This is a genomic window from Glutamicibacter sp. GQ173 (genome assembly GCF_059759215.1).
Genome location: NZ_JCAXDT010000001.1, coordinates 374014 through 397792, shown reverse-complemented (window position 1 = coordinate 397792; position 23779 = coordinate 374014). Strand labels below are relative to the sequence as shown.

The 23779-nt window shown below is 60.7% G+C and carries 26 protein-coding genes; 19 read left to right on the top strand and 7 right to left on the bottom strand.

What is annotated here, in order from left to right:
* Positions 1-3: 3 nt before the first annotated feature.
* Positions 4-714: an SAF domain-containing protein gene (locus tag AC6CHO_RS01845; RefSeq protein WP_498213378.1), complete on the bottom strand. Its 711-nt coding sequence runs from the start codon at positions 712-714 to the stop codon at positions 4-6.
* A gap of 84 nt (positions 715-798) precedes the next feature.
* Positions 799-1404: a 5-formyltetrahydrofolate cyclo-ligase gene (locus tag AC6CHO_RS01840; protein WP_498213377.1), complete on the bottom strand. Its 606-nt coding sequence runs from the start codon at positions 1402-1404 to the stop codon at positions 799-801.
* Between the two features lie 87 nt (positions 1405-1491).
* Here AC6CHO_RS01840 and AC6CHO_RS01835 point away from each other — a divergent pair, with 87 nt between their 5' ends.
* A complete protein-coding gene (locus AC6CHO_RS01835) occupies positions 1492-2118 on the top strand; it encodes a GNAT family N-acetyltransferase (protein WP_146275633.1) in 627 nt (208 codons plus the stop codon).
* Between the two features lie 174 nt (positions 2119-2292).
* Positions 2293-3153: a hypothetical protein gene (locus tag AC6CHO_RS01830; RefSeq protein WP_498213376.1), complete on the top strand. Its 861-nt coding sequence runs from the start codon at positions 2293-2295 to the stop codon at positions 3151-3153.
* Between the two features lie 89 nt (positions 3154-3242).
* Here the strand turns inward: AC6CHO_RS01830 and AC6CHO_RS01825 are convergent, their stop codons facing one another.
* A complete protein-coding gene (locus AC6CHO_RS01825) occupies positions 3243-3749 on the bottom strand; it encodes an Lrp/AsnC family transcriptional regulator (RefSeq protein WP_146275629.1) in 507 nt (168 codons plus the stop codon).
* Positions 3750-3861: 112 nt separating this feature from the next.
* On the opposite strand from AC6CHO_RS01825, the gene AC6CHO_RS01820 reads away from it, so the two are divergent.
* The 4 genes from AC6CHO_RS01820 (at position 3862) to AC6CHO_RS01805 (ending at position 7720) form a co-directional block, all read left to right on the top strand.
* A complete protein-coding gene (locus AC6CHO_RS01820) occupies positions 3862-4332 on the top strand; it encodes an NUDIX hydrolase (RefSeq protein ID WP_146275627.1) in 471 nt (156 codons plus the stop codon).
* Between the two features lie 40 nt (positions 4333-4372).
* A complete protein-coding gene (locus tag AC6CHO_RS01815) occupies positions 4373-5278 on the top strand; it encodes a glycine betaine ABC transporter substrate-binding protein (protein ID WP_498213375.1) in 906 nt (301 codons plus the stop codon).
* Between the two features lie 109 nt (positions 5279-5387).
* The gene (locus AC6CHO_RS01810) at positions 5388-6608 is read left to right on the top strand and encodes a pyridoxal phosphate-dependent aminotransferase (RefSeq protein WP_498213374.1); all 1221 of its coding nucleotides are present in this window, start codon (positions 5388-5390) and stop codon (positions 6606-6608) included.
* Between the two features lie 248 nt (positions 6609-6856).
* Positions 6857-7720, top strand: coding sequence for a PPK2 family polyphosphate kinase (locus AC6CHO_RS01805; protein WP_498213373.1), 864 nt, complete (start codon positions 6857-6859; stop codon positions 7718-7720).
* Positions 7721-7737: 17 nt separating this feature from the next.
* On the opposite strand, the gene AC6CHO_RS01800 is transcribed toward AC6CHO_RS01805, so the two are convergent.
* Both AC6CHO_RS01800 and xseA read right to left on the bottom strand, forming a co-directional pair.
* Positions 7738-7968, bottom strand: a complete 231-nt coding sequence (locus tag AC6CHO_RS01800; protein WP_060702142.1) for an exodeoxyribonuclease VII small subunit — start codon at positions 7966-7968, stop codon at positions 7738-7740.
* A gap of 32 nt (positions 7969-8000) precedes the next feature.
* On the bottom strand, positions 8001-9263 hold the full coding sequence (gene xseA, locus AC6CHO_RS01795) for an exodeoxyribonuclease VII large subunit (RefSeq protein ID WP_498213372.1): 1263 nt from the start codon (positions 9261-9263) through the stop codon (positions 8001-8003).
* Between the two features lie 296 nt (positions 9264-9559).
* On the opposite strand from xseA, the gene AC6CHO_RS01790 reads away from it, so the two are divergent.
* The 8 genes from AC6CHO_RS01790 to AC6CHO_RS01755 all read left to right on the top strand — a co-directional run bounded on the left by AC6CHO_RS01790 (position 9560) and on the right by AC6CHO_RS01755 (position 18805).
* A complete protein-coding gene (locus AC6CHO_RS01790) occupies positions 9560-10753 on the top strand; it encodes an SH3 domain-containing protein (RefSeq protein ID WP_498213371.1) in 1194 nt (397 codons plus the stop codon).
* A gap of 100 nt (positions 10754-10853) precedes the next feature.
* Entirely contained in the window at positions 10854-11951 is a 1098-nt protein-coding gene (locus tag AC6CHO_RS01785; protein WP_060702139.1) for a 4-hydroxy-3-methylbut-2-enyl diphosphate reductase, read from the top strand.
* A 61-nt stretch (positions 11952-12012) separates the two neighbouring features.
* Complete coding sequence (gene ychF / locus AC6CHO_RS01780) at positions 12013-13116, top strand: redox-regulated ATPase YchF (protein WP_498213370.1); 1104 nt, start codon at positions 12013-12015, stop codon at positions 13114-13116.
* Between the two features lie 167 nt (positions 13117-13283).
* Positions 13284-15155 (top strand): HsdM family class I SAM-dependent methyltransferase, encoded by a 1872-nt coding sequence (locus tag AC6CHO_RS01775; protein WP_498213369.1) that lies wholly within the window; start codon positions 13284-13286, stop codon positions 15153-15155.
* Positions 15152-16168, top strand: coding sequence for a restriction endonuclease subunit S (locus tag AC6CHO_RS01770; protein ID WP_498213368.1), 1017 nt, complete (start codon positions 15152-15154; stop codon positions 16166-16168). The genes AC6CHO_RS01775 and AC6CHO_RS01770 overlap by 4 nt, the downstream gene beginning before the upstream one ends.
* Before the next feature lie 140 nt (positions 16169-16308).
* Positions 16309-17853, top strand: coding sequence for a recombinase family protein (locus AC6CHO_RS01765; protein ID WP_498213367.1), 1545 nt, complete (start codon positions 16309-16311; stop codon positions 17851-17853).
* A gap of 280 nt (positions 17854-18133) precedes the next feature.
* Positions 18134-18610: a hypothetical protein gene (locus AC6CHO_RS01760; protein WP_498213366.1), complete on the top strand. Its 477-nt coding sequence runs from the start codon at positions 18134-18136 to the stop codon at positions 18608-18610.
* A gap of 57 nt (positions 18611-18667) precedes the next feature.
* The gene (locus tag AC6CHO_RS01755) at positions 18668-18805 is read left to right on the top strand and encodes a hypothetical protein (RefSeq protein ID WP_498213365.1); all 138 of its coding nucleotides are present in this window, start codon (positions 18668-18670) and stop codon (positions 18803-18805) included.
* A 131-nt stretch (positions 18806-18936) separates the two neighbouring features.
* Here AC6CHO_RS01755 and AC6CHO_RS01750 read toward each other — a convergent pair whose 3' ends face one another.
* On the bottom strand, positions 18937-19773 hold the full coding sequence (locus AC6CHO_RS01750) for a helix-turn-helix transcriptional regulator (RefSeq protein WP_498213364.1): 837 nt from the start codon (positions 19771-19773) through the stop codon (positions 18937-18939).
* Between the two features lie 130 nt (positions 19774-19903).
* Between AC6CHO_RS01750 and AC6CHO_RS01745 the strand changes: the two genes are divergently transcribed.
* A complete protein-coding gene (locus tag AC6CHO_RS01745; protein ID WP_498213782.1) occupies positions 19904-21088 on the top strand; it encodes an MFS transporter in 1185 nt (394 codons plus the stop codon).
* A gap of 148 nt (positions 21089-21236) precedes the next feature.
* Positions 21237-21764, top strand: a complete 528-nt coding sequence (locus tag AC6CHO_RS01740) for an antirestriction protein ArdA (protein ID WP_498213363.1) — start codon at positions 21237-21239, stop codon at positions 21762-21764.
* 11 nt (positions 21765-21775) lie between these two features.
* Here the strand turns inward: AC6CHO_RS01740 and AC6CHO_RS01735 are convergent, their stop codons facing one another.
* On the bottom strand, positions 21776-22048 hold the full coding sequence (locus AC6CHO_RS01735) for a helix-turn-helix domain-containing protein (RefSeq protein WP_498213362.1): 273 nt from the start codon (positions 22046-22048) through the stop codon (positions 21776-21778).
* Positions 22049-22266: 218 nt separating this feature from the next.
* Here AC6CHO_RS01735 and AC6CHO_RS01730 point away from each other — a divergent pair, with 218 nt between their 5' ends.
* The 3 genes from AC6CHO_RS01730 to AC6CHO_RS01720 all read left to right on the top strand — a co-directional run bounded on the left by AC6CHO_RS01730 (position 22267) and on the right by AC6CHO_RS01720 (position 23618).
* A complete protein-coding gene (locus AC6CHO_RS01730) occupies positions 22267-22605 on the top strand; it encodes a hypothetical protein (protein ID WP_060702128.1) in 339 nt (112 codons plus the stop codon).
* Between the two features lie 69 nt (positions 22606-22674).
* Entirely contained in the window at positions 22675-23388 is a 714-nt protein-coding gene (locus AC6CHO_RS01725; protein ID WP_498213360.1) for a hypothetical protein, read from the top strand.
* Positions 23385-23618, top strand: coding sequence for a hypothetical protein (locus AC6CHO_RS01720; RefSeq protein ID WP_498213359.1), 234 nt, complete (start codon positions 23385-23387; stop codon positions 23616-23618). The genes AC6CHO_RS01725 and AC6CHO_RS01720 overlap by 4 nt, the downstream gene beginning before the upstream one ends.
* Positions 23619-23779: the final 161 nt, after the last annotated feature.

Here is a 23779-nt window from a genome sequence, read left to right as displayed (position 1 = left end):
TTGCTAGTTGACCAAGACGGCTGAGACCTTGCCCCTCGACACCGCGCCGGACAGGTCATCCGAGAGGCTGCTGGCCGCCGCGACCACGATAATCCCTTCACCGGTCGGGGCCGCGCCGTTGAGCATGCCGAATTCGGAATCAGCGGCACTGTGCGGCACCCACAGCACCGGCACCGATCGGGCAATAGTGCGCGAGGCGATCTCACGGTCAAAACCGTCACCGGTGGTCAGGACGATATCCACCAGCTGGCCGGGATGAAGCAGGGTCACCGTTGCGGGATCGCTCAAGCGCAACGGGACGGCCACGGTGCCTTCAGCAGTGCCGGCGAGGAGTTGCTCGCCCACCAACGCATACTTGCGAATTACCGTTCCTGCGCTGAGCCCCACCGCGATGCGCTGGCCAACCAGCTGTTCGGGGGAATGGAACACTTCCTCATCCTGCGGGTCGAGCCGAACTGTCTGCAGCGAAATCTGGGCGGCGGAGATTTCGCTTCCTGCGGCAATATCGCTGGTCACTATGACCACTTCGCGCTGGGTCAATTGCCCCGAAGAGAAGACATTGAGCAGACCAGCCAAGGCCAAGAGCGCAAAGGCGATGGCAAGTGGCTTCCGATAGCGCCGCAGCAGTTCGCTGCGCGTGCGGACAGGACGCAGTTTCGGCCGGGGAATCGTTGGGGGACGGGGCGCCGTGGAGGGCCTGGAGAAATAGTTCATCCTCCCATGCAAGCTGTGGACGTCCACCGCTTGGCTCGCCCGGTTGCGAAATGTGAGTAAGCAGGGACCCCGGCGGCACGCACCCTAGATGATCTGGTGCACCTGTGCCGGGGTAAACACGAGGTCCACCGGCTGGTCATGCTCGGCGACAGGGAAGGTGCCGGCAGGGACGAATTCATTGTCGTAAACGATCGCCGCGACCCGCACCGGGGAATCCTCGATGAGCGGCAGGAAGCGGTCGTAGTAGCCGCCGCCCTGTCCTAGGCGAAGCCCCTGCTCATCGATGGCAAGCGCCGGGATGATCAGCGTATTGATGTCTTCAAACAGCTGCGTTCCCAGCCGTGGCCCTACCGGTTCCATCACCGGGGCCAGGGTGCTGCGCTTGAATTCAATCCCCGGTACATAGGCAGCCCAAGACAAGGCGAACCCTGGTTCGCATACGGGCAGGAACACCTCGATGCCTTCATCGGCCATGGCATCCAGGAGCTTCGCGGTATCAGGCTCGCCGGGGGAGGAAGTATAGGCGGCAACCTTGCGGACGATACCGGTGCTCTGCGCTAGATATCCGAGAACTGTTCCAGCCAGCTTTTCGCCAAGCTCGGTACGCGTCCGGGTATCCATCGAATCTCTGGACGCTCGGATGGATGCGCGGACAGCCTTCTTCTCGGTCTCGTGGTTCTTCGCAGTCATGGCACCAGCTTACGCAAAATGCAACGAATTGCATCTGGCCGGCAATGCAATGCATTTTAAGCCACCCGGGAGTATTAAGATGTGCTCATGTTCTTCTCTCGCCGTGCCTCACAGCTGGTTCCCGAATTGGGTTCGGACCGTTTGCTGCTGCGCCAGTTGACCATGCGCGACGAGACCGAATGGATCAACCTGCGGTATGCCAATGCGCAATGGCTAAGCCCGTGGGATCCCACCAGCCCGATGGGGCCGCCGGAATCGATGACTTATCGGCAGATGATCGCTGGCAAGGATGAGGCGGCGCGCGACGGCACCGGCTATTCATGGGCCATTGCCCTGCCACAGCTGCATCAGTCCAGGCCGCCATTGATCGGACAGGTATCGCTGTCCGCTGTCCAATACGGTGCCGCGCGCACTGCTTCCATCGGCTATTGGATTGATCGCAACCATGCAGGCTTCGGGCTGATGCCCGAAGCCTGTGCGCTGGTGGTCGACCACTGTTTTGATGACCTGCAGTTGCATCGCCTTGAGATCAACATCCGCCCCGAAAATGCCCCGAGCCTGCGAGTAGTCGAGAAGCTGGGATTCCGGGACGAAGGGGTGCGCCGGGCGTACCTGCACATCGATGGCGCGTGGCGTGATCATCGGACCTTTGCCTTGAACCGCGAAGAGCTTTCCAGCACGATGCTCGAACGCATCTACGAACGCAAAGCTTGAATGCGAGTTTCTTCAGCCAATGGCCCTTGGAAACGCGCAAAGTAGTGCTGAAAACTTATAGACACACCGACATATGTGCGTGTCACCGCAAGAAAGGTTGCATAGGGTTGATTTGAAAGAGCCGTACCCGGTTCTAAGGAAGTTGACCGACTCAATCGGTGATGGAGGACGCACATGGCTGGCACGTCACAGAGCGCTTCGCAGGAAGTTGCTGCGACCAAACTCAAGATACGTGTGCGCTATGGCCGATTGTCCGTCGCGCTGGTGGGCGCGCTGGCAGTTATCGCCACCGTCCTCGGAGTCGTTTTGGCCCCCTTCACCGCACTGTCCTTCGGAACAGTAGGGGTCTTCGCCCTGGTCGCAGTGCTCTCATTCGCCACCTTGCGCATGCTCGCGGTCCGGGACCGGAACCGCAAGCTGCTGGAGCATTTGGAAGCAACCCGCCAGAAGGCGATGCAGACTCCAGCCTTTGAAGACTCGGCCAACCAGGTCATCGCCCGCAAGCACGAAGGCGAAGAGGTCTTTGACGCTCGTCCGGGATCCTCCCGTCGCGCGCCAGCTATCACCGCAGAAGAACTTCGCGCCGAAGCGCTGCGTGTGGCCCACGGCCATGGCGGCGTGAAGCAGCCTGATACCTGGGCGCCAACCCGCGTGCCGAAGCCAACCTACGTTGCGGCATCTGAACGCATCGCCAAGGTTGCCCAGGCTTCCAGCGAAACCGCTGCCCAGCGCATGCCGAAAGCTCCGCTTCCAGCGGAAGAGCCGCTGCGTCCAAGCAAGCAGATCAGCCTGAAGGCCTCCGAAGACGCCAAGCGCCTGGCTTCGGAAGTTTCCGCTGAAGAGCGTGCCGCCGTGACCTCGGTAGCCGTCAAGCGTGAAGAGAACGCCAAGGAATCGGCTCCCAAGGAGCCCGAGGCGCCCGTGGCCGAAACTGTTCCTCCAGTTACCGGGACCTTGCCTGCGGCTGATCTTTCGGTTTCCAGCACCAAGCCGCGGCTGAACTTGGATGCAGTGATGCAGCGCCGCCGCGCATAAAGATTTCGCACTAGAGGCCGATGGTCCCCACCGAAAAAATTCAGTGGGGGCCATCGCTTTGCCTGGGAGCTGAGTTCCTGGGGTGCCGGCTAGCTCAACATGTCGTCTGAAGGCAGTGGCCCTCGGTTGCCGCGGTGGTGGGCAAAGACCAAAGTGGTTTCGGTGTGGCCCACCGATTCGTCGGTGGCCAGGTTGTCCAGCACCCAGTCGCGCAAGTGGTCGGTGGACCCGACCGCGATATGCAGAAGGTAGTCGGTTCCGCCCGAAACATGGAACATCGAGAGCACCTCTGGAAGGCTGGGGATGCGCTCCACGAAGGTATCGATCTTTTCGCGGTCATGGGCGCGAAGCTTCACCGAGATGAGGGCCTGGACGGTGCGGCCTACTGTGCCGAGGGCAACCTCTGCGTGGTAGCCGGTGAGGATGCCGCGCTCAACCAGTGAGCGGGTGCGCAGCAGGGCCGTGGACGGGGCGATGCCTGCACGCTGGGCGAGTGTGGCATTGGAGATGCGCGCGTTGGCGACCAATTCGTCGATGATGATTCGATCTATTTCATCAAGATCGACGTTTGAAGAATGCTCTGAGTGCTGGGCCATAAGAATATTTCATCACATTCGCAAGCCTTCAGCGCGATATTTGGCCAATAAACCAGCTCATGCCCTGAGCGATAGGGAAAATAAACGGTGAACAAACCGATATATTGGGGTTATGACACGACGTTCAGAGCATACCGGTGAATTCTTCGATACCAGGCTTGCGGCCTACTGCTTGGTGGAACACGAAGGAAAGATACTGCTGACGCTCTGGGACATGCGCCATCGTGATCCGAAATTCACGCCTCGCTGGTCGCTTCCCGGCGGCGGCATCGACCTGGGCGAACCAATTGTCGAAGGCGCAAAACGCGAAGTGTATGAAGAGACCGGTTACGCGGTGGGGGAGCTGTCCCTGCTGGATGTCACCACCGGTGTGATTCCCGGAGCAAAACGCTACTCGGGCGAAGGGCATCCGATGCAAACCGTGGCCGTGACCTACCGGGCGAAACTTACCGGTGGCGAATTGCGCCATGAGGTCAATGGATCTACCAGCCAGGCCGCGTGGTTCTCGCGCGAAGAAATCGACCAGCTCAATTGCATTGAGCGGGTGGACAGCATTTTGCGACTGACCGCGCCTCGCGAGTAACCGTCGAATCAAAAAACTCTGCCATAGAATCAATAGGGATATGAACTTGCAAAAAACCTCCAGTCTTGGTGTCCTGTGCCTCGCCCTGTTGTTGCCACTGTCTGCTTGCACCGATAACGAACCGGCGGCTCCGGCTGAGTCGAGCCGGGGCGCAATTTTGAAGTTGGCACGTGGCGGGCAACCGGTGCAGCAGGCACTAGCCGAGGTCTACAAGAATGCTTTGACGGCCAAGGGATACGACGTAGAGATCAACAAGTCCCCGGACAGCCCCTATCAGCAAGTACTTGACGGGCAAGCAGACATCGCCGTGGATTACGCAGGAGCTGCGCTGGGCATGTCCAAGGACGCCGCCGGCATCGCCGGCGAAGACGGTGTGCTCTCCGTTGATGAATTGAAGAATTTGCGCACCGAGATCAATGATTCGGATGGCAAGGCCGCCGCATTGGACTTGAGTGCCGCTGATTCAGGCAAAGTCCTGGTGATGAGCTCGGCCGAGGCGCAAACGCACAGTGTTGATTCCCTGTCCTCGTTGGCTGGTGATTGCCAAAAGATAACCATCATTACCGATGATTCCGAGACGAAGAATCTGGAAGCGGCACTCAAAACCGAAGGTTGCGAGAAGCCGAAGGTTTCTGTGGTGGAGAGCGCTGATCTTGCGACTCAGCTGCGAGCTTCAGTGGACCGCGCCGTCGCCCTGAGCGCCGGCAACGCGATGATTTCCGATGAGGGCTTCAAGAGCATTACGGATACCGCCAAGCTCTTTGACGCGCAGCCTTTCATGTTGCTGGCCAACGGCAACGTGGATGACAAGGCCCGCGGCGAATTGAACAAAATCACCGGGGATCTGTCACAGCAGACCTTGGTGGATTTGAATCGAATGGTCACCGGGCCCGGGGCGATGAAGCCCGCGCAGGCCGCGACCCGCTGGGAATGGATTATCGACTAGCAGCGCATGGCACTGCTCCAGCAATTCGACCACCAAGGATTTCGGCCCCACCTGACGGTGGCCGAGTAACAAGGTGTGTTCTGCACACCTGACATGAGAAAGTGTAATCATGGCAGAATTCAAGCAATCGACGAAACTGCACAACGTCCTCTACGACATCCGCGGTCCGCTGCTGGAGCATGCGCAGCGCATGGAGTCCGAAGGGCACCGTATCCTGAAGCTGAACATCGGCAATCCCGCGCCGTTCGGCTTCGAGGCGCCCGACGCGGTGCTTGTCGACATGATTCGCAACCTGCCAAATGCCCAGGGCTACTCGGACTCCCGCGGCATCCTTTCTGCTCGTACCGCGGTCTCGCAGTACTATCAGACCCGTGGCATCCAGACCATTGGCGTGGACGACATCTACCTTGGCAACGGTGTTTCCGAGCTCATCACCCTGTCGCTGAATGCGCTATTGAACAACGGCGACGAGATCCTGATCCCCGCCCCTGACTACCCGCTGTGGACCGCATCGGTTTCGCTGGCCGGTGGCACCCCGGTGCACTACCTGAATACCGAGGAAGAGGGATGGCTTCCCGACCTGGAAGACATGGAAGCCAAGATCACCGATCGCACCAAGGGCATCGTGGTCATCAACCCGAACAACCCCACCGGTGCCGTCTATCCGAAGGAAACCCTTGAGGGGATTCTGGAACTGGCACGCAAGCATGGTCTGATTGTTTACTCGGATGAGATCTACGAAAAGATCCTCTACGAAGACGCAGTGCACATCAACACCGCTTCGCTGGCCGATGACGTGCTGATCCTGACCTTCTCCGGATTGTCCAAGGCGTACCGCGTATGTGGTTTCCGCGCAGGCTGGATGGCCATCTCCGGTCCCAAGCACCAAGCCGCGGACTACATCGAGGGCATCAACCTGCTGACCAATATGCGCCTATGTGCCAACGTGCCAGCGCAACATGCGATTCAGACGGCTTTGGGCGGATACCAGTCCATCAACGACCTGATCCTGCCCGGCGGACGCCTGCTGGAACAGCGCGATGCGGCCTATGACCTGCTCTCGGCCATCCCAGGAGTCTCGGTGCAGAAGGCCAAGGGCTCGCTGTACATGTTCCCGAAACTGGATCCAGAAGTGTATCCGATGCACGACGACGAGATTTTCGCCTTGGAACTGCTCAAGGCGCAGAAAATCCTGATTACCCAGGGCACCGCCTTCAACTGGGTGCGTCCCGACCATTTCCGGCTGGTGACCCTGCCTAGCGTGCGGGACTTGACCGACGCCGTGGGACGGATCGGACAGTTCTTGGAGGACTGGCGCGCCCGCGCATAGAAGCAACGGAAAACACCATCGCACAACGGCCATTAATTGTGGTCGTGCGATGGTGTTTTCTTTTGTCCAAATTCATCTGTGGAACCCTTCCGGGCCAGTTGGCTGATCCAGAACTGTCGGCTTTCCGGGCGATCAATTCTTGAAAAGACTCACCGTTCCAATTCATTCTCCGAGACACCGCGGGCTAATGCCAGTACGCTGGCAAATATCCAGATTCACGGTAGTGAAGACCGAAGAAGGAGCATGCCTTGAGCACATACCCCGCGAACCTGCTCGAAGCCCTGCGTGCCGAACCGGGCCTGAAACTTTCACAAAGGGCAACCAAGGATCCCGGGTGGTGGCCCGACGATGCGCCACAGAATAAGAACGCAGCGCAACAGCGCCTGGAAGAGATCGCCCAGCCGCTCTCGGATCTCCAAGAACGGCTCTTCGCGGCATCAGTTCAGGGACAGGCCGCGCCCGCGGTACTGCTGATTCTCCAGGGCATGGATACCTCGGGGAAGGGCGGCATTGTTCGCCACGTGATGGGCATGTTGGACCCTCAAGGAGTGGACCACTATGCGTTCAAGGCTCCCACGCCCGAGGAATCCGCCCATGATTTCTTGTGGCGCATCACCAAGCGCTTGCCAGGCAGGGGAATGGTTGGAGTCTTTGACCGATCCCACTATGAGGACGTCTTGATCGCTCGTGTCAAGCAGCTGGCCAGCCCGGACATCCTTGATTCGCGCTACATGAAAATCGTGGACTTCGAGAAGCAACTGGCACAGCAGAACATCCACCCGATCAAGATCATGCTGCATATCAGCAAGGAGGAGCAGTATGAGCGCCTGGCTGAACGACTGGAACGCCCGGACAAGCATTGGAAGTACTCGCCCGGGGATATCGATGACCGCTTGCTGTGGGGCGATTACCAGCAGGCCTACGAGATCGCCATCAACCGGACCGATAATTCCGCAGCCCCATGGCAGGTAGTTCCAGCGGATCAGAAATGGCGGGCGCGGCTGTGCGTTGCGGAGCTGCTGTTGGACATGCTGCAGCGAATTACCGTGCCATGGCCAGCAGCCGACTTCGATGTGGCCGCTGAAAAAGCCCGGCTGGAAGCTACCAAGTAGCCTTCAGCCAATCAGGATTATTCCGAATCTGCGCCGACCTGCTTGGCGCGGGCCTGCTCCAGGCGCTGCGAAACTCCATTGAGCCAATTTTCGCAGTGGGCGGCAAGGGCTTCGCCGCGTTCCCACAAAGCCAGTGAAGCCTCCAGGGCAACACCGCCAGTCTCCAGCTGGTTGACCACGGTAAGCAGTTCTTCGCGGGCTTGCTCGTAGGAGAGCTTGGCAATATCTTCAGGGATTTGTGCAGTCATGATGGCTCCAGGGTAGTTCGCGTTAGTTCGAGTTAGCGTGCGGCATCGCCGGCAGGCAGGGATTCGGTGGTTTGCGCCGCCAATTGGCCCGATGCCAACCGAATGAAGATTTCGGCGTTGACCGGAGCGTTGGCGGCTTCACGCACAATGCTGCCGTCGGCCAACTGGGTGACCGAATAGCCGCGGTCCAAGGTCTGCTGCGGGGAGAGGGCGCGAACCTGCGATTTCAGATGGGTGATCTCGTCGCGGGCACGCTGCACCCGGTAGTGCAATAGGTCGCTGGAACGCTGCCGATACCGGGCCAGGTCCTCGGCACGGCTGGTCACCATGACCTGCGGGTTGGCCAGAACCGGACGTTCACGGACGGCGGCCAGCAATTGAGCCTCGCGTTCCAGCAAATTGTTGATGGAGCGCTCAAGGCGGTTGCGTGCCAACCGCAATCCGGTGAATTCCTCATTGAGATCCGGAACGATGCGCTTGGCCGCGTCCGTCGGGGTTGAGGCGCGCAAGTCCGCCACGTCGTCGAGGATCGGCCGGTCAGCCTCGTGGCCAATGGCCGAGACCACCGGGGTCTGCGCGGCGAAGACCGCGCGGACCAGCTCCTCATTGGAAAACGGAAGAAGGTCTTCCAAAGCGCCACCGCCGCGGGCAATGACGATCACATCAACGTCTGGATCAGCATCGAGTTCCTTGAGTGCCGCCATGACCTGGGCGGCAGCGTCAACACCCTGCACCGCGGTATTGATGACCCTGAACTGAGCCGAGGGCCAACGCAGCGTGGCATTGCGCAGCACATCCTTTTCGGCATCCGAGTCGCGTCCGGTGATCAAGCCGATGCGTCCTGGAAGCACCGGGAGCGCGCGCTTGTGGCCCGGGTCGAAAAGGCCTTCGGCACCCAATGCTTGGCGTAGCCGCTCCAGGCGCACCAATAGCTCGCCCAGACCGACCGGCCGCAGGTCGGTGGCGTTCAGCGAAAGGCGACCGGTCTTGGCATAAAAGCTTGGCTTGACTCGGGCAACGACGCGGGAGCCGACCTGTGGCGTGGTCTCCAGCTTGCGCATGACCGAGGACCAGATGGTCACGGAAAACGAATTGTCTGCATCGACATCGCGCAGGGTCAGGTAGGCGTGACCATTGCGTACATTGGCTTCCAGAAGCTGCCCTTCTACCCAGGCAAAGGGGGAGTTCTCAATATGGATTTTGAGCTTTTCCGAAAGGACTCGCAACGGCCAAGGATTATCCGCCGTGGTCTGCCCTGCCGTGCCTGGCAAGCTCGCTGCTGTTTGGGACTCCATCCGGGCCGCTCCTTGGGAATCGAAACGTGGCACCAGCCTGCGCGTTTGCTGCTGCACAAGTGAGACTACCGCATGAGGCCGACGGTTCAGCGGATTGGGGGCAGGGGTACGGGCACCAGCAAAGTGGAGCATTGGTGACAAAACGGGTGAAGTTTGTGGTCATTACCCCGGCGACCAAGAGCGGCAAGGAGTATTTCCAACAATTTGGTCAAGCCTTGTCCGTAGTATTGCCCAGTGTCCATCGCGGGCGGACACTGTTGAGCATTGGGGAACAACTTCATAAGGACGCAGTCAACATGCTTGGGGAAAATTTTCATGGCTTTGCCACTCGCTCGCTAGGGGCCCTCGCGCTCGCCGCGTCCCTCGTGGCCGGTTCGATTCCGTTGGCTGCGGCGGCCATTCCGGCAAGCAGCGTAGCGCCCGTGGCGCGAGCAGCTAGCGTTGCGGTGGCCAGCGAATTGTCCATCGACCTGCCTGCCCGGGTCAGAACCACCGACAATCTGAACCTGCGCACCGGGCCCTCCACGGCCTATTCCGTGCTGCTGAGCATTCCCAAAGGCACCTCGGTTCCGGTCCTGGGGCGGGCTTCCAGCGGCTGGTACAAGGTCAGCTATGACGGGCGCACCGGGTATGTCAGCGACTACTACGTGGTCGCGGCCAATGTGCGAACCCTCGACAGCTTGAATCTGCGCACCGGCAGCTCAACCAGCTACCGGATCCTGATCACTATCCCGAAAGGAACCACGGTTCCCGCCTATGCGCGGGCCTCCAACGGCTGGTACAAGGTGAGCTATGGCGGATATACCGGCTGGGTCAGCGGCACTTATGTGACCACTTATCCCAAGCCGCCGTCGGCTCCGCTGTATAGCGGCCCGAATCGGACCTCGCGAGTCGTGCTGACCTTTGATGACTGCCCGCGCACCCTGGCCGAGTACAAGGCGGCCATCGACTATGCCGCCAGCGCCAATATCGGCCTGGTGCTCGCTCCCACGGGTGACTGCATTGCCTCCTACAAATCCCGCTATGGGGTGGACCTGCCGAGCCTGGCCCGAGCCAAGGGCCAATGGGTTATCAACCATTCGATCAGCCATCCCGATCTGCGCCCGCTCAGCTGCCAACAAGCCGGGGCTCAATTGAGCGGCACCGGGGTGCACACCAACTTCGGGCGCCCGCCCTACGGCGCCGTGGACGGGTCGGTGCGCTGCGGCTACGACAGCCGCGGCATGGCCATATGGATCTGGACGCGGGACACCGAGGACTGGGAGGTGAAATCCAAGTCGATCACCATTTCTCGAGCCTCCGCGGCGGTCCCTGGCGACACCGTCTTGATGCACATGCAGTGGTATGGGTTCTCACCCGATTCGCTGCGCCAGATCAAAGCCAACTTGGCCAACCGCGGCATCGGGGTTTGCCGTGCCTACCGGGGATCGGATGGCACCGGATCGATTGTGAGCACCAGCGTGAAGCTGCCTAGCTCGCTGCCTTGCTGAGTGGGCAGGGGGAGCGTGGAGGCAGAACTCACAGCCGGCAGATGGTGGCGCGCATCATATGAGCATGGGCTAACTTGCATGAGGTTCGTAGACTAGAGGTATGGCTACTTCCACTTCCATCCCGGTATCGCTGCCAGTTCCACGGATCCCGCGCGTTCGCCGTACCCCGGCCGAGATCGCCGCTGCGTCCCCGCAGGTTTCCGAGCGCAAGGTCCTGCTCGCGGCCCCGCGCGGCTACTGTGCCGGCGTGGATCGCGCCGTGGTGGCTGTCGAGAAAGCCCTGGAGCACTACGGGCCTCCGGTGTACGTGCGCAAGCAGATCGTGCACAACCTCCATGTGGTTTCCGAATTGGAGTCCCGCGGAGCGATCTTCGTGGAGGAGAACGAGGAAGTTCCCGAAGGCGCCCTGGTGGTCTTCTCCGCCCACGGCGTCTCCCCAGCGGTGGTCCAGTCCGCCGCGGACCGCAACCTGCAGACCATCGACGCCACCTGCCCGCTGGTCACCAAGGTGCACCGCGAGGCCGTGCGCTTCGCCAAGAACGACTACGAGATCCTGCTGATCGGCCATGAAGGCCACGAGGAGGTCGAGGGCACCTACGGGGAAGCCCCGGAGGTCACCACCATCGTGAACAATCCGGAGGAGGCCGACACCGTGCAGGTGAAGGATCCGGACAAGCTGATCTGGCTTTCGCAGACCACCTTGAGCGTGGACGAGACCATGGAGATCGTGCGCCGGCTGCGCAAGCGCTTCCCGAATCTGCAGGATCCGCCCAGCGATGACATCTGCTACGCCACCACCAACCGCCAGGCCGCGATCAAGAACATCGCCCCGCAGGCCGACTTGGTGATCGTGGTCGGTTCGGCCAATTCCTCGAATTCGGTGCGCCTGGTCGAAGTGGCCCTGGATCACGGGGCCAAGGCCGCCTACCGCGTTGACTTCGCCAATGAAGTGGACGAGAGCTGGTTCGAGGGCGTTTCCACTGTGGGCGTGACCTCCGGGGCTTCGGTGCCCGAGGTGCTGGTGCGCGAGGTCGTCTCGCTGCTTGCCGACTATGGATTCACCGACGTGGCCGAGGTGACCACCGCTGAAGAGGACATCATCTTCTCGCTGCCCAAGGAAATCCGCGGCAAGCTCAAGGAAGCCGGCGACGAGGACCGCGCCCTGGGCGGCCGCGGCACCCGCCCGCAGTCCAACTAAAGAATTCCTGCGCCGCAGGCAATTGCGCGCTCATCACTAGCAAAAGGTAGAATTTTCTCCCGTGGCTCTTACTATCGGAATCGTCGGACTGCCCAACGTCGGCAAGTCCACCATGTTCAACGCGCTGACCCGTGCCCAGGTGCTGGCAGCCAACTACCCGTTCGCAACCATTGAACCCAATGTGGGTGTCGTGCCGTTGCCAGATTCGCGCCTGAAGGTGCTCGCCGGGATCTTCGGTTCCGAGCGCATCTTGCCAGCCACCGTATCCTTCGTGGATATCGCTGGCATCGTCAAGGGCGCTTCCGAGGGCGAGGGCCTGGGCAACAAGTTCCTGGCCACCATCCGCGAAGCCGACGCGATCTGCCAGGTCACCCGTGCGTTCGTCAATGACGACGTCATCCACGTGAACGGCAAGGTGGATCCGGCTTCGGATATCGAGACTATCGCTACCGAGCTGATCCTCGCGGATTTGCAGACCATCGAGAACCAGCTGCCACGCCTTGAAAAGGAACTGCGCAGCAAGAAGATCGAGAAGTCCTTCCTGGACGCAGTGCTCAACGCGCAGAAGGTGCTTGAAGAGGGCATCACCCTGTTTGCCGCGGCCAAGACCAAGGGCATCGACCTTGAAGAGCTTGCTCCAATGCAGCTGATGACCACCAAGCCATTCATCTACGTGTTCAACACCGATGAGGCCGGGCTGGCCGACACCGAGATGCAGGCCAAGCTCTCCGAGCTGGTGGCACCTGCCGAGGCCATCTTCTTGGACGCCCAGTTCGAATCCGAGCTGGCCGAGCTTGAAGAAGACGAAGCCGCCGAGATGATGGAAGATGCCGGCATCGAGGAATCCGGCCTGGATAAGCTGGCTCGCGTTGGCTACGACACCTTGGGCCTGCAGTCCTACCTGACCGCTGGTCCAAAGGAAACCCGTGCGTGGACCATCCGCCGCGGAGCGACCGCTCCTGAAGCCGCCGGCGTGATCCACACCGACTTCCAGCGTGGCTTCATCAAGGCCGAGGTTGTGGCCTTTGATGATCTGGTGGAGCTGGGCTCGATCGCCAACGCCAAGTCTGCGGGCAAGGCCCGCATTGAAGGCAAGGACTACATTATGAAGGACGGCGACGTCGTGGAGTTCCGGCACAATACAACCTCTGGAAGCAAGAAGTGACTGGGGGATCTAACCTCGTCCGGCTGCGGACAACGTGCCCGTCATGCGGAGATGTCTTCGGTGCTGAGGTGCCGGCAGAGTGGCTCGCGGCCGGCATGAAGGTCAGGTCGGTTTACTGCGCAGAGTGTGAACCGCAGGAGTGTACGCTCGGAGAGGATTCCTGATTCATGGCGAACGAACGGATCACCGAAGATCTTGTTGATGACCAGCTTCGCGCACTGGGCTTCTATGACGATGACGAAAAAATCGTCGTAGAAAAGCAACAATCAGTCGTGCAGGACATACGTAAGGCGCTGTCCAAGGCGTCCAAGACTGGCAAAGGTAAAGCAGCCGGATACCCCGAGTTCATCGTCACCTCACCCAGCACCCCTGACATGGTCGTGCTCGTGGAGTGTAAGGCTGACGTGCGCTACCACGAGTCGGGGAGCCGCGATCTTGCACGCGACTACGCCGTTGACGGCGTACTGCACTACGCCCGGTACCTGACGCCCAACTACACCGTCATCTCGATTGCGGTATCCGGCACCCCGCAGTCGAACGAATGGTCATTCTTCGTAACGCCAAAGGGCACGACGCAGGAACACGATCTCGTCTCGCCTATGGGTGCTCCGGTCACTGAGATGATCGGCCTCAACGACCTCTTCGCAGCGGCATCCTTCGATCCAAAGGTGCAGCAGCAGCGCGAGCACGACCTCATAGCGTTCTCAATGGAGATGCACGAGTTCATGCGTGACGAGGCTGAGCTTGAGGAGAAAGAGAAGCCGCTGGCCGTCGCCGGCACGCTAATTGCTCTCAACGACCAGATCTTCGCCAAGACCTACGACTCGTACCCGGCAGCAGACTTGCCTGAGTTCTGGATCCAGTCGATCAAGCGGGTAATTAAGGATGCAAACCTGCCGGTGTCGAAGCTGGAGAATATTACTCAGCCGTTCACCAACATTCAGGTCCACCCCGAGCTGCGCAAGCCGACCAAGGGGTATCCGAAGGGCTTACTCAACGAAATCGTCACCATGCTGGCTGAGAAAGTCATGCCCTTCTTGACGATTTATCACGACTTCGACGTCGTGGGTGCGTTCTATGGAGAGTTCCTCAAGTACACTGGCGGCGACGGTAAGGGCCTTGGGATTGTCCTGACGCCCAAGCATGTGACCGAGCTTTTCGGGCTCATCGCCAACGTCAGCAAGGACGACAAGGTCCTTGACATTTGCGCCGGCACCGGCGGCTTTCTTATCTCAGCGATGGTGCAGATGATGAAGTCCGCTACGACCGAGGCTGAAGTTGAGGACATTAAGAAGAACCGCCTCATTGGTGTCGAGCAAAATCCGACGATGTATGCGCTTGCCGCATCAAACATGATTCTGCGTGGCGACGGCAAAGCCAACCTGCACCAGGGATCCTGCTTCGATCCGGCAATTCATGCCGGCGTCAAGAAGCACAAGGCTAACGTCGGCATGATCAATCCGCCGTACGCCAAGACCAAGGAAGACCTCCACGAGCTGCGGTTCGTGGAGCAGATGCTTGATGGTCTGGACGCCGGGGGCGTGGGGATTGCCATTGTCCCTGTCACCTGCGCGACCGCACCCAGCGTTCACAAGCGCAACCTGTTGAAGAAGCACACGCTCGAAGCTGTGATGTCCATGCCTCCGGAGGTGTTCTACCCGGTCGGAGTGATCACCTGCATCATGGTGTTCACAGCACGTGTTCCTCATGCAAAGTCGAATCGGAAAACATGGTTCGGCTACTGGCGTGACGATACCTTTGTCAAGGTCAAGAACCTGGGGCGCGTCGATAAGGGTCAGACCTGGCCTGATGTCCGCGACCGCTGGGTGCAGATGTATCGCAACCGGGAAGTGGGACCGGGCGAAGCTGTCATGCAGCGAGTGGATGCCGAAGATGAATGGGTTGCTGAGGCATACATGGAGACCGATTACTCCAAGCTCGGCATGGCGGAGTTTGAGAAGATCCTCCTTGACTATGCCGTCTTCTCTCTGAGTAGCTCGATGGAGGACGTCTCCGAAAGCGAGGAGATCGCCGAATGACACGACTGGACGACTTGTTCCGCGTTGAGTATGGGAACAAGCTCGACATGAATAAGATGACGCGAACGGAGCGCCTGAAAGGTGTCGCTTTCGTAGGTCGTATCGGTGGCCTAAATGGAAAATCTGGTGTCGCTGGTTACGTTGAGCCACTCGCCGGTGTCACGCCCTACGTTGCTGGACTCATCACGGTGGCTCTCGGTGGATCTAAGCTTCTGTCGGCGTACGTCCAGCAGCTTCCGTTTTACACAGCGCAAAACGTTGCGGTGCTGACGCCGAAAGACCCAAAGATGCCTCTAACACATCGTCTCTACTACGCGATGTGTATCCGTGCAAATGCTTTCCGGTACAGCGCCTTCGGACGGGAAGCTAACCGCACGCTCGCGACTTTGGAAGTCCCAGAGGTAGTTCCGCCCTGGGTCGCGGAAGCAAATATGCCAACTCATGAGGGACTCGCGGCGGCGATCGCACCAGGTGTAGCTCTTTCGGACTCCTCGTCATGGCTACCGTTTTCGCTTAGTGACATCTTCACCGTCAAGAAGGGAAAGAGAGTAACCAAAGCTCAGCGCGCCCCTGGTGGAACTCGATTCATTGGTGCTTCGGAGAAGAACAATGGCATCACGGATATGTGTGACCTCGCGCCGATTTTTGATGCACACTGCTTGACTGTCCCCTATAACGGTTCCGTTGGTTGGGCCTTCTACCAAGACAAACCGTTCTTCGCGTCTGACGACGTTCAGGTCTTGGTCCCCAAGGGCGAGACAAGCCAGTGGGCTTTGCTGTTCATTGCTGCATTGATCCGATTTGAACGTTCTCGATTCAGCTACGGCTACAAGTGGAACATGGCTCGCATGAAGAAAACGGAGATACGGCTCCCTGTGACTGCAGATGGTAACCCTAATTGGGAATACATGGAGTCAGTGATGCGGGGTCTGCCGTTCTCGGCTTCGGTCGCTGCTCGGATCGATGACGTGCGTACACCCGCCGAACGGGCGCGTGCTGCGCTGGTCGGGTAACGGGTCGGCTACTTCCCCCCGATGACGTTGTGCCCTAGACCATCTGGGACACTCCTAAGCGCCCCAAAGCTCCCAGACGTTTAACGGGACCACAAAGGGTGTGCCCACAATGTGAACCGTCTGTGGCTACACTCGTATACGTGTTGAACTCGTCTTCTGAACCTCGCCGCGCAGCTCTGTACGCCCGCCAGTCCAAAGCCGACCCTGATGGCATCGACCGGCAGCTGCCGCGCATCAGGAAGCTGGCGAACGAGCGGGGCTGGGTCATCGTGGACGAGTACGTCGATGATGGCCTCTCCGCATCCAAGAGCCGCGGTCCGGGCTCGAACTGGGCGCGGATGCTCGCCGACGCCGATGCCGGCAAGATCGACACCGTCATCGGTGTTGACTTGGACCGCCTCCTGCGCAGTCTCCAGGACTTGCTCGTGCTCATTGAGCACAACCTCATGGCGGTGACGGTAAGTGGCGACATCGACCTGTCGACCGCCGATGGAGAGTTCCGCGCGACGATGCTGGCTGCCATTGCCCGCTTCGAAGTGCGGCGCAAGGCCGAGCGCCAGTCGCGGGCGCAGCTGCAGCGGGCCATGCAGGGCCGTGCTCCCAAGGGCGTGCGCCCACTGGGGTATGCCACCAACGGCGATCTGATCGAGGACGAGGCAGCAGCGGTCCATGAGATCTTCCGCCTGTTCGCCATCAGTGATGGGCCTTCTATCGCGTCGATCGCCAAGGGGCTGTCCGGCCTCGAAGCCGACTACATCCCGGCCTCGCTGCCGCACCTGCCCAAGCGCAACAGGACGCTGGCGATCGAGCGCAACGTGCGCAGGACAGCCAATGGCGAGGACCCCGTGCCGGTGCCCGCCGACGGTCCTTGGGACTCTTCGACCGTGCTCGGCATCCTGCGCAATCCCCGCTACGCCGGCTACTCGGTATACACCGATCGCAACGCTCGCGCCGAGAACAAGCGCAGGACCTGGTACGCCCAGATCGTGCGCGACGAGGACGGGGATCCCATTGCAGGGCAGTGGACCCCCATCGTTGAGCCCGATGTGTGGTGGACGGTCCAAGAGCGCCTGAACGCGCCCGAGAGGGTCACCAACCGCACCGGCTCGACTGCTCGCAAGCACATCGGCTCGGGTCTCTTCATCTGCGGTATCTGCGAGAAGCCGGTCAAGGCCCACAGCCAGCGCTACCGCTGCGAGGGCCACATCATGCGTTCAAGGGAGCAGATCGACCAGTTCGTATTGGCTGTCGTCCGCGAGCGACTGGGTCGCCCTGACCTGGTTGACACGATCCCGAGCCTTGATGAACCTCGGCTCCAGGCGATCAGGGCCGAAATCGGCATCCATGAGGGCAAAATCAAGCGTGCCCAGAATGATTACGACAACGAGCTGATCGAGGGCCACGATCTCAAGCGCACCAGGGACAGAGAGCTCGCCAAGATCGCTGCGCTGGAGAAGGAGCGCCGCAGCTTGACGATCACCACGGATCTCGGGGGAGTGCTGGATGCCAAGAGCCCAGTGAAGGCGTTCGACGATGCCGATCTGATGGTCAAGCGCCGGGTCATCGACTTCTTCATGACGGTGAAGCTGCATCCGCATCCGCGGGGCAAGAAGACTTTCGACCCCGCAACGGTGGAGATCACTCCCAGAGCAGTGCCGGGCGCTACAGCCGGAACGGCCGCATAAGGCCGGTCGCTGGTCGACGCGGCACTCAAGCGCCATGCTCCAGCGCTGCATTCGACTGCCGAGCAGTAGGTCCCGCCTTCCTGGCGTCACGGCGGGCTGTTCTTTCGGCATGCCCAATTGGCGATCGCGGTGGGCGCTTTCCAATGGCACTTGTGGCGACAAGCGCAGCTGGTTTATACACCTCAACATGGCAACGCGCAGTGGCGTAAAGGTTACTATTTAAGATACATTTGTTTCGCATATCAACCTAAATGAGGGTTTGGGATAAGCCCTATCGAAAGTGAGCAATCTGCTTATGAACCGCGTCTCCAGGCATGCCGCCAACAAGAAGGTCGCTGGTTTCTCCGCGCTGGCTCTCGGAGTACTGATTGCTCTGACTGGTTGCGGCGATTCTGATCGCACCGATGGCGCGGCTGAAGGCATTAGTGACCAGAACACCGTCGGCGAAACCCGGACCCAGGTCTTCTACCAGATGAACATGCACGGCACCGGCGACGTCGCGGAACGCCAGCTCGTGATCGACGGGAGCTCTGTCGCGGTCTACAGCTTCAAGTGCGACGGGGACACCGCATCCCTCTACACCGACGGCGGATGGCGCGGATCGCTGAGCGCCGATGGCAACCAGATCGTCTGGACCGAGAGTGAGTCAGGCACCGACGACATCGTCTTCGCCGCCGACGGCAGCTCCATCCAGCTCAAGAACCAGCCCTGGAAAGCCATGCCCGAGGACGAGGCCTTCGACGCGGCCTGCAGCTGACCGATGGGCAACCACTTTGCTGGGTGTTGGATCACGGCCGTGAACTAAGGACTGCCAATGAACAACACCATCAAGTCGAACTTGCGAGTGACCCGGCGTTTGGCGCTTCGACTCCTGTCGTGCGCTGCGATCGGCATTGGTGCGGTAGTGCTGGTCTTCTTCTGCATTGGCCTCTATGCGACCCTGACTCTCTGAGCCCCACAAGCACCACGCAAGAAATAACCCTGTAGCCACCATGGCTACAGGGTTATTTCTTGCGTCAAGCCCTCGCGTCGTCATGTGCAATGGTGGGCTCGAATCCATCCTTGATCAGGTCAGGCATAGCTTCAAGCCAGCGCCCATTCTCCAAAGGCCTGTGCCGCCTCGCCGAGAGGCGTATAATAGACGAACCGCAGATGCTTGTCACTCTCCAACGTCATGGTCATGTGCGTGAGCTCGATCTTGCCCAGGCCCTCGATGTCGAACGTCCTGCGCCCGGAGCATTTGCCGTCGATATCAGAGCGCTTCCACCAGTCGTGGAACGTCGAATCCATGCGCGACAAGTTCTCCGTCAGGGCGATGATCTCCTTGTCTTGCGGAGCGTGCGCGAAGTCCCGCTTGAAGCTCGTGAGGATCTGTCGGGCCTGCTCCTCCCATGGCGCGAGCCGCGACCGGAGACTTTCATCCGCGAACACCATCCAGAGCATGTTGCGCTGCTCGTCCGGCATGCGGCTGAACCCGAACAGCTTGTCGGCAGCGTCGTTCCAGGCCAGCACATCCCACTTCAGATTAAGGACGTATGACGGGCTCTCTGGGAGCCTTTGGAGCAGGTCGTGGGCGACCTGTGGCACTGTGCAAGCGGTGCGCGCCGGCTCCTTTGGGAGCCGCTTCTGCGTGAGCAGGTATAGATGCCGACGCTCCGCTGCGTCGAGCTTGAGCACCTTGCACAGATCGTCGAGGAATTCGGCGGATACGCCGATGTCACGGCCCTGTTCCAGCCAGGTGTACCAGGTGATCCCCACGCCCGAAAGCGCAGCCACCTCTTCTCGCCGCAGCCCGGGCGTGCGACGTCTTCCGGAGACCGTGAGACCGAGCTCCTGCGGGGAGACCCGCTCCCGCCGGCTGCGGAGGAACTCCGCCAGCTCCGTCCTCTTGCGCTCCATCCGCCGCGTGCTGGTCGGCATCGCCGGGGCTCCTTCCGTGAGAATCACTTTCAGTAACAGCATAAACGGCAATCTTGTAACACTGTCAAAGGATGAATAGCGTCGTGTACCGGACATGCGCAACGACAACTGAAGAGGTATGCGAGCAGTGATGAGAAGAGTATGGCCGCTGGTAGTGGCCGCAGTATCCCTGGGGATCGACGCCTACGTCCTGGCTGGAGTGCTCCCGCAGATCGCGAATTCCCTGGCGACCACGGTGGGCGCGATCGGGCTTGGAGTCACGGCGTTCACCGGCGCATACGCGCTGGCCGGCACGACCCTGGCCAAACGGGCGACGAGGGGCTCGACCAAGCGTGCCCTGCTGGTCTCGCTGGGCGTCTTCAACCTCGCCAACCTGATCACTGCGCTGTCGCCGGATCTCACCGTGTTCCTGGGCTCCCGCGTGCTCTCCGGGGCGGGAGCCGGCATCCTCACTGCAGTCGCCACCGCGGCTGCAGCCGGGATGGTCGCCGAGGAAAACCGGGGCCGCGCCATGGCCCTGGTCACCTTCGGGCTGTCCACAGGCACCGTGGCGGGCGTCCCGATCGGCATGCTGATCGGCGAGCAGATCGGCTGGCGCTGGACCATGGGCCTCGTTGTCGCCGTCGGTGTCGTATCGATGGCAGCCCTGGCATTCCGCGGCGGCGAGATTCCCGCGATCCCAGATGAACCGGGTTCGGGCACATCGGTGATCCTGAAGTCCCCCCAGATGCTTCTGGGAATCCTGCTGGCCTTCGTGTTCGGCTTGACCAGCCTTGGCCTGTATACCTACATGCTGCCGATGGCCGCAGATCGGGGACTCAGTTCCTGGGGCTTCGCCCTGATCTGGGTCTGGGGCATCGGGGGCGTGCTCGGCTCGATGCTGATCGGACGCCAGATCGACGCAGTCGGGTCCAGGAAGCTGCTGCCGATCCTGGCTGGAGCATTGCTGGCCTCATTCGCGGTCGTGGCCTTCCTGCCGCAGCCAGTGGCATGGCTCGCTGCTGCGCTCATCTGGGGTGCGACGGGCTGGGCCAGCGTTCCGACCTTGCAGGATGCGCTGACCCGGACTCGTCCGAAGGCCACGACGACCATCGTGGCGTTCCAGATGGCCGCAATGTACCTCGGCTCCGCCGTGGGCTCCGCTGTTGGCACAGCGTTGCTGAGTGGCGGAACCCCGGCGGGCGATCTGCCGTACTGGGCGCTCAGCGCGCAAGCTGTGGCTGTTGTGCTGGCGGTGCTGGTTGGTGCACTTGGTCGGAAGGCCGTGCTCTCACGGGCTGTCGAGACCGTGGATGAGGAGTGCCATGCCGGTTGATGGATAGCTTTGCCGGACTGACCTCCTGCTGCTCTTTGGAGCGGCAGGAGGTCTTCTCTTTCAACTCGCCTCTCCATCTTCCGAGCCGAGCCATCGGCTCCGGGATCCTCCTCGATCGACTGAAACCCTTCCTGGAGAGGACGGCATCATGCCTGAAGAGAACAAGCCCAGCGTCTGGATCGGCTGCCTGGCTTGCTACAACGAGGGTCGCCTAATAGGCGAGTGGTACGACTTGTACGAGGCAACGGCAGTTACGATTCAGGGCCTGCATGACGCAGTGCGCCGCCCCGTAGGCGACCACGAGGAACTATGGGTCTTTGACCAGGAGAACCTGCCCATCGAAGGCGAGTGCTCGCCCCTTGATGTGGTTCCGTGGGCCGAGGCGTACGAGCGCCTGGGCAACGATCTCTGGTCTGCGTTCTGCGCTTGGGAGCACTCCGGCGAGAACAGTTCCGCGGACGGAGGTCTCGAAGCATTCCAAGACCAGTACGCGGGGCGCTGGGACTCGTTCGACGACTACGCCAGGGAGCTGGTTGATGGCATCGCCTTGCTTGATGGAGTGAACGAAGAAGTACGCCGGTACTTCAACTGGCAGGCCTGGGCCCGCGACCTTGAGCAAGAGCACTCGACGGCCAGTGCGCCAGGCGGCGGGGTGTTCGTCTTCAGATCGGTGTGACCAGGCTGCGATCAGCGCTCAACGAGTCTCGTCTTCACGTGGATCGACTTCGGATGACGTGCGCAGACGACGGCCACCAGATCTGTCAGAGGCACGCCCAGCGCATGGGCGATCCCGTGGAGCGTGCTGATCTTTGCGGCGACGCGGCCGGCCTCGATTTGGATGATCGATTTCCGATGCACTCCAGCAGCTTCGGCGAGGCGGTCGATCGACATGCCCTGCTCCCGTCGGGCGCGTGCGATCTCGATGCCAAGGGCATGGGTGTCGGGTACTGGGGCAGGCATGCTTCCACGTTCCCGCAGGCGCGTTCATTGCACAGTAACCTAAACGCGCCTAAGTTTGATAGGTTTGACTCATAGACCAACTAAACTTGGCTCGTTGCGCAGCACGACATAATCACAGGGGAAGCGAACGCATTCGATCAACGAGAGCGATCTCAGTGCTGCTGCAATAGCGAGCTTCCACGCGCCCTGCTCGGAAGAAAGCTGAGGTCCTTTTACGGATGAAGTACGAGTACAAGCAAGTGAAGTACCGGGCCGACAAGGGCAAGTTCGATGGCAACCTCAACCAGATGGCCGAGCAAGGCTGGAAGGTCGAGAGCATGGACCGCATGGACGACGTCTTTCTGGTCACGTACAGCAGGGTCACCGAGCAGAAGCTCGAACATGTCCATTGCGAGGTCAAAGATCTGCAGCGCATCCTTGCAAGGCGCACCCAAGACCGCCTGGTCGCATTCGCATCCGAATCCGGCTGGGCCAACCTCGTCTGGGAGGTGGGCCCGGGGCAGGACTCGCCAACTACCCGGAACACGCCTCCCAAGCTGAACGATCTCCGCTGGTGACAGGCCCGAGTGGTGAGCGATTCAGATCTGGGCCGCAAGCGGCAAGATTGATCCCTTCGAGGAGGACAGATGATCGGCGAGTTCTTCATCATCAACGCGACCAACATCGGCCACGCGGCCATGCGCGCGGCGAGCAGGCCGATCCCACAGGATGACCCTGCGCAGATGAACCTGTCCTTGCGCAAGACGGATGCAGGTCGCGATGAGATCGTCATCGAGGTGAGCACGTGGCAGGGGTTCTCCCGGGACATCCGTATCAGCCAGGGCAAGATCTGGTCGATCCTCCAGATCAGCGACTCCGAGCGATGCCGCGCCGCGTGCCAGCACTACATCGACGACAGAGCGGAGCATGTGCGCCGAGCAGTGTTCGATGCCCAAGCATGCACGGAGCGCGTCGACGACTCGCACCTGGACGCGGGCAGCGCGTCGTACGGCATCGGCGGCGTAGCAGCTTCCGAGGAGCAGGCTCACGAGTTCGTCATGAGGCCGAGCACGTTCGTTGGCGGCCCCGCCACGTTCGAAAGCGTACTGGCCTACGTCCACGGCTTCGAGTCGGCGTTTGAGATGTCTCAAGGTCGGCAGCCCGTTCTGCACCAGTTCAGCGACCTGATCAAGGAACTCAAGCAGGAGCTGGGCCGTGAGCCCACCGACGACCAGACGGCAGAGGCCATCGGCGCACTGGAGCCGCTCCTGGCGAAACTGTTCACAGCACCAATGCCAACGAGGCTCTCCAAGGCAGTCAACACACCCAACCCGCACGCAACGGAAGAAGATTCAGCATGAGCACGGTAACTGGCGACGTCGTCCACCACCTTTACAACCGGCCAGGGGATCTGCTGCCGTACTGCGGTGCGATCCCGGGGCCGGATCACCTCACCGGTGACTGGAATACAGGGCATGACCGCGATGAGCTGCTGCAGTGCCTGAGCCTCGGACTGGTCATTTGCATGGCCTGCGCGTCACCGGAGGCACTGAGTGGGTTCACGCCGCTGATCCTCAGCGAGGATGGCTAACCAGCAGAAGTCCACCTGCCTTCGGGCAGGTGGACTTCTGCTTTTGCCAACTCAGTCCTCGCGATGGTCAAGAGGTCGCGTGGGGCCAAGGGATCAGGCGATTCGCAAGTATCTCCTTGGCGAGAGTTCTGCATGCCTTCGGTGTCACGCGACAACAAGGG

Excerpts from the sequence above, each read along its gene's own strand:
- AC6CHO_RS01845 (WP_498213378.1), bottom strand. The coding sequence starts at position 714 with ATGAACTATTTCTCCAGGCCCTCCACGGCGCCCCGTCCCCCAACGATT.
- AC6CHO_RS01840 (WP_498213377.1), bottom strand. The coding sequence starts at position 1,404 with ATGACTGCGAAGAACCACGAGACCGAGAAGAAGGCTGTCCGCGCATCC.
- AC6CHO_RS01835 (WP_146275633.1), top strand. The coding sequence starts at position 1,492 with ATGTTCTTCTCTCGCCGTGCCTCACAGCTGGTTCCCGAATTGGGTTCG.
- AC6CHO_RS01830 (WP_498213376.1), top strand. The coding sequence starts at position 2,293 with ATGGCTGGCACGTCACAGAGCGCTTCGCAGGAAGTTGCTGCGACCAAA.
- AC6CHO_RS01825 (WP_146275629.1), bottom strand. The coding sequence starts at position 3,749 with ATGGCCCAGCACTCAGAGCATTCTTCAAACGTCGATCTTGATGAAATA.
- AC6CHO_RS01820 (WP_146275627.1), top strand. The coding sequence starts at position 3,862 with ATGACACGACGTTCAGAGCATACCGGTGAATTCTTCGATACCAGGCTT.
- AC6CHO_RS01815 (WP_498213375.1), top strand. The coding sequence starts at position 4,373 with ATGAACTTGCAAAAAACCTCCAGTCTTGGTGTCCTGTGCCTCGCCCTG.
- AC6CHO_RS01810 (WP_498213374.1), top strand. The coding sequence starts at position 5,388 with ATGGCAGAATTCAAGCAATCGACGAAACTGCACAACGTCCTCTACGAC.
- AC6CHO_RS01800 (WP_060702142.1), bottom strand. The coding sequence starts at position 7,968 with ATGACTGCACAAATCCCTGAAGATATTGCCAAGCTCTCCTACGAGCAA.
- xseA (WP_498213372.1), bottom strand. The coding sequence starts at position 9,263 with ATGGAGTCCCAAACAGCAGCGAGCTTGCCAGGCACGGCAGGGCAGACC.
- AC6CHO_RS01790 (WP_498213371.1), top strand. The coding sequence starts at position 9,560 with ATGCTTGGGGAAAATTTTCATGGCTTTGCCACTCGCTCGCTAGGGGCC.
- AC6CHO_RS01785 (WP_060702139.1), top strand. The coding sequence starts at position 10,854 with ATGGCTACTTCCACTTCCATCCCGGTATCGCTGCCAGTTCCACGGATC.
- AC6CHO_RS01775 (WP_498213369.1), top strand. The coding sequence starts at position 13,284 with ATGGCGAACGAACGGATCACCGAAGATCTTGTTGATGACCAGCTTCGC.
- AC6CHO_RS01770 (WP_498213368.1), top strand. The coding sequence starts at position 15,152 with ATGACACGACTGGACGACTTGTTCCGCGTTGAGTATGGGAACAAGCTC.
- AC6CHO_RS01755 (WP_498213365.1), top strand. The coding sequence starts at position 18,668 with ATGAACAACACCATCAAGTCGAACTTGCGAGTGACCCGGCGTTTGGCG.
- AC6CHO_RS01750 (WP_498213364.1), bottom strand. The coding sequence starts at position 19,773 with ATGCCGACCAGCACGCGGCGGATGGAGCGCAAGAGGACGGAGCTGGCG.
- AC6CHO_RS01745 (WP_498213782.1), top strand. The coding sequence starts at position 19,904 with ATGAGAAGAGTATGGCCGCTGGTAGTGGCCGCAGTATCCCTGGGGATC.
- AC6CHO_RS01740 (WP_498213363.1), top strand. The coding sequence starts at position 21,237 with ATGCCTGAAGAGAACAAGCCCAGCGTCTGGATCGGCTGCCTGGCTTGC.
- AC6CHO_RS01735 (WP_498213362.1), bottom strand. The coding sequence starts at position 22,048 with ATGCCTGCCCCAGTACCCGACACCCATGCCCTTGGCATCGAGATCGCA.
- AC6CHO_RS01730 (WP_060702128.1), top strand. The coding sequence starts at position 22,267 with ATGAAGTACGAGTACAAGCAAGTGAAGTACCGGGCCGACAAGGGCAAG.
- AC6CHO_RS01725 (WP_498213360.1), top strand. The coding sequence starts at position 22,675 with ATGATCGGCGAGTTCTTCATCATCAACGCGACCAACATCGGCCACGCG.
- AC6CHO_RS01720 (WP_498213359.1), top strand. The coding sequence starts at position 23,385 with ATGAGCACGGTAACTGGCGACGTCGTCCACCACCTTTACAACCGGCCA.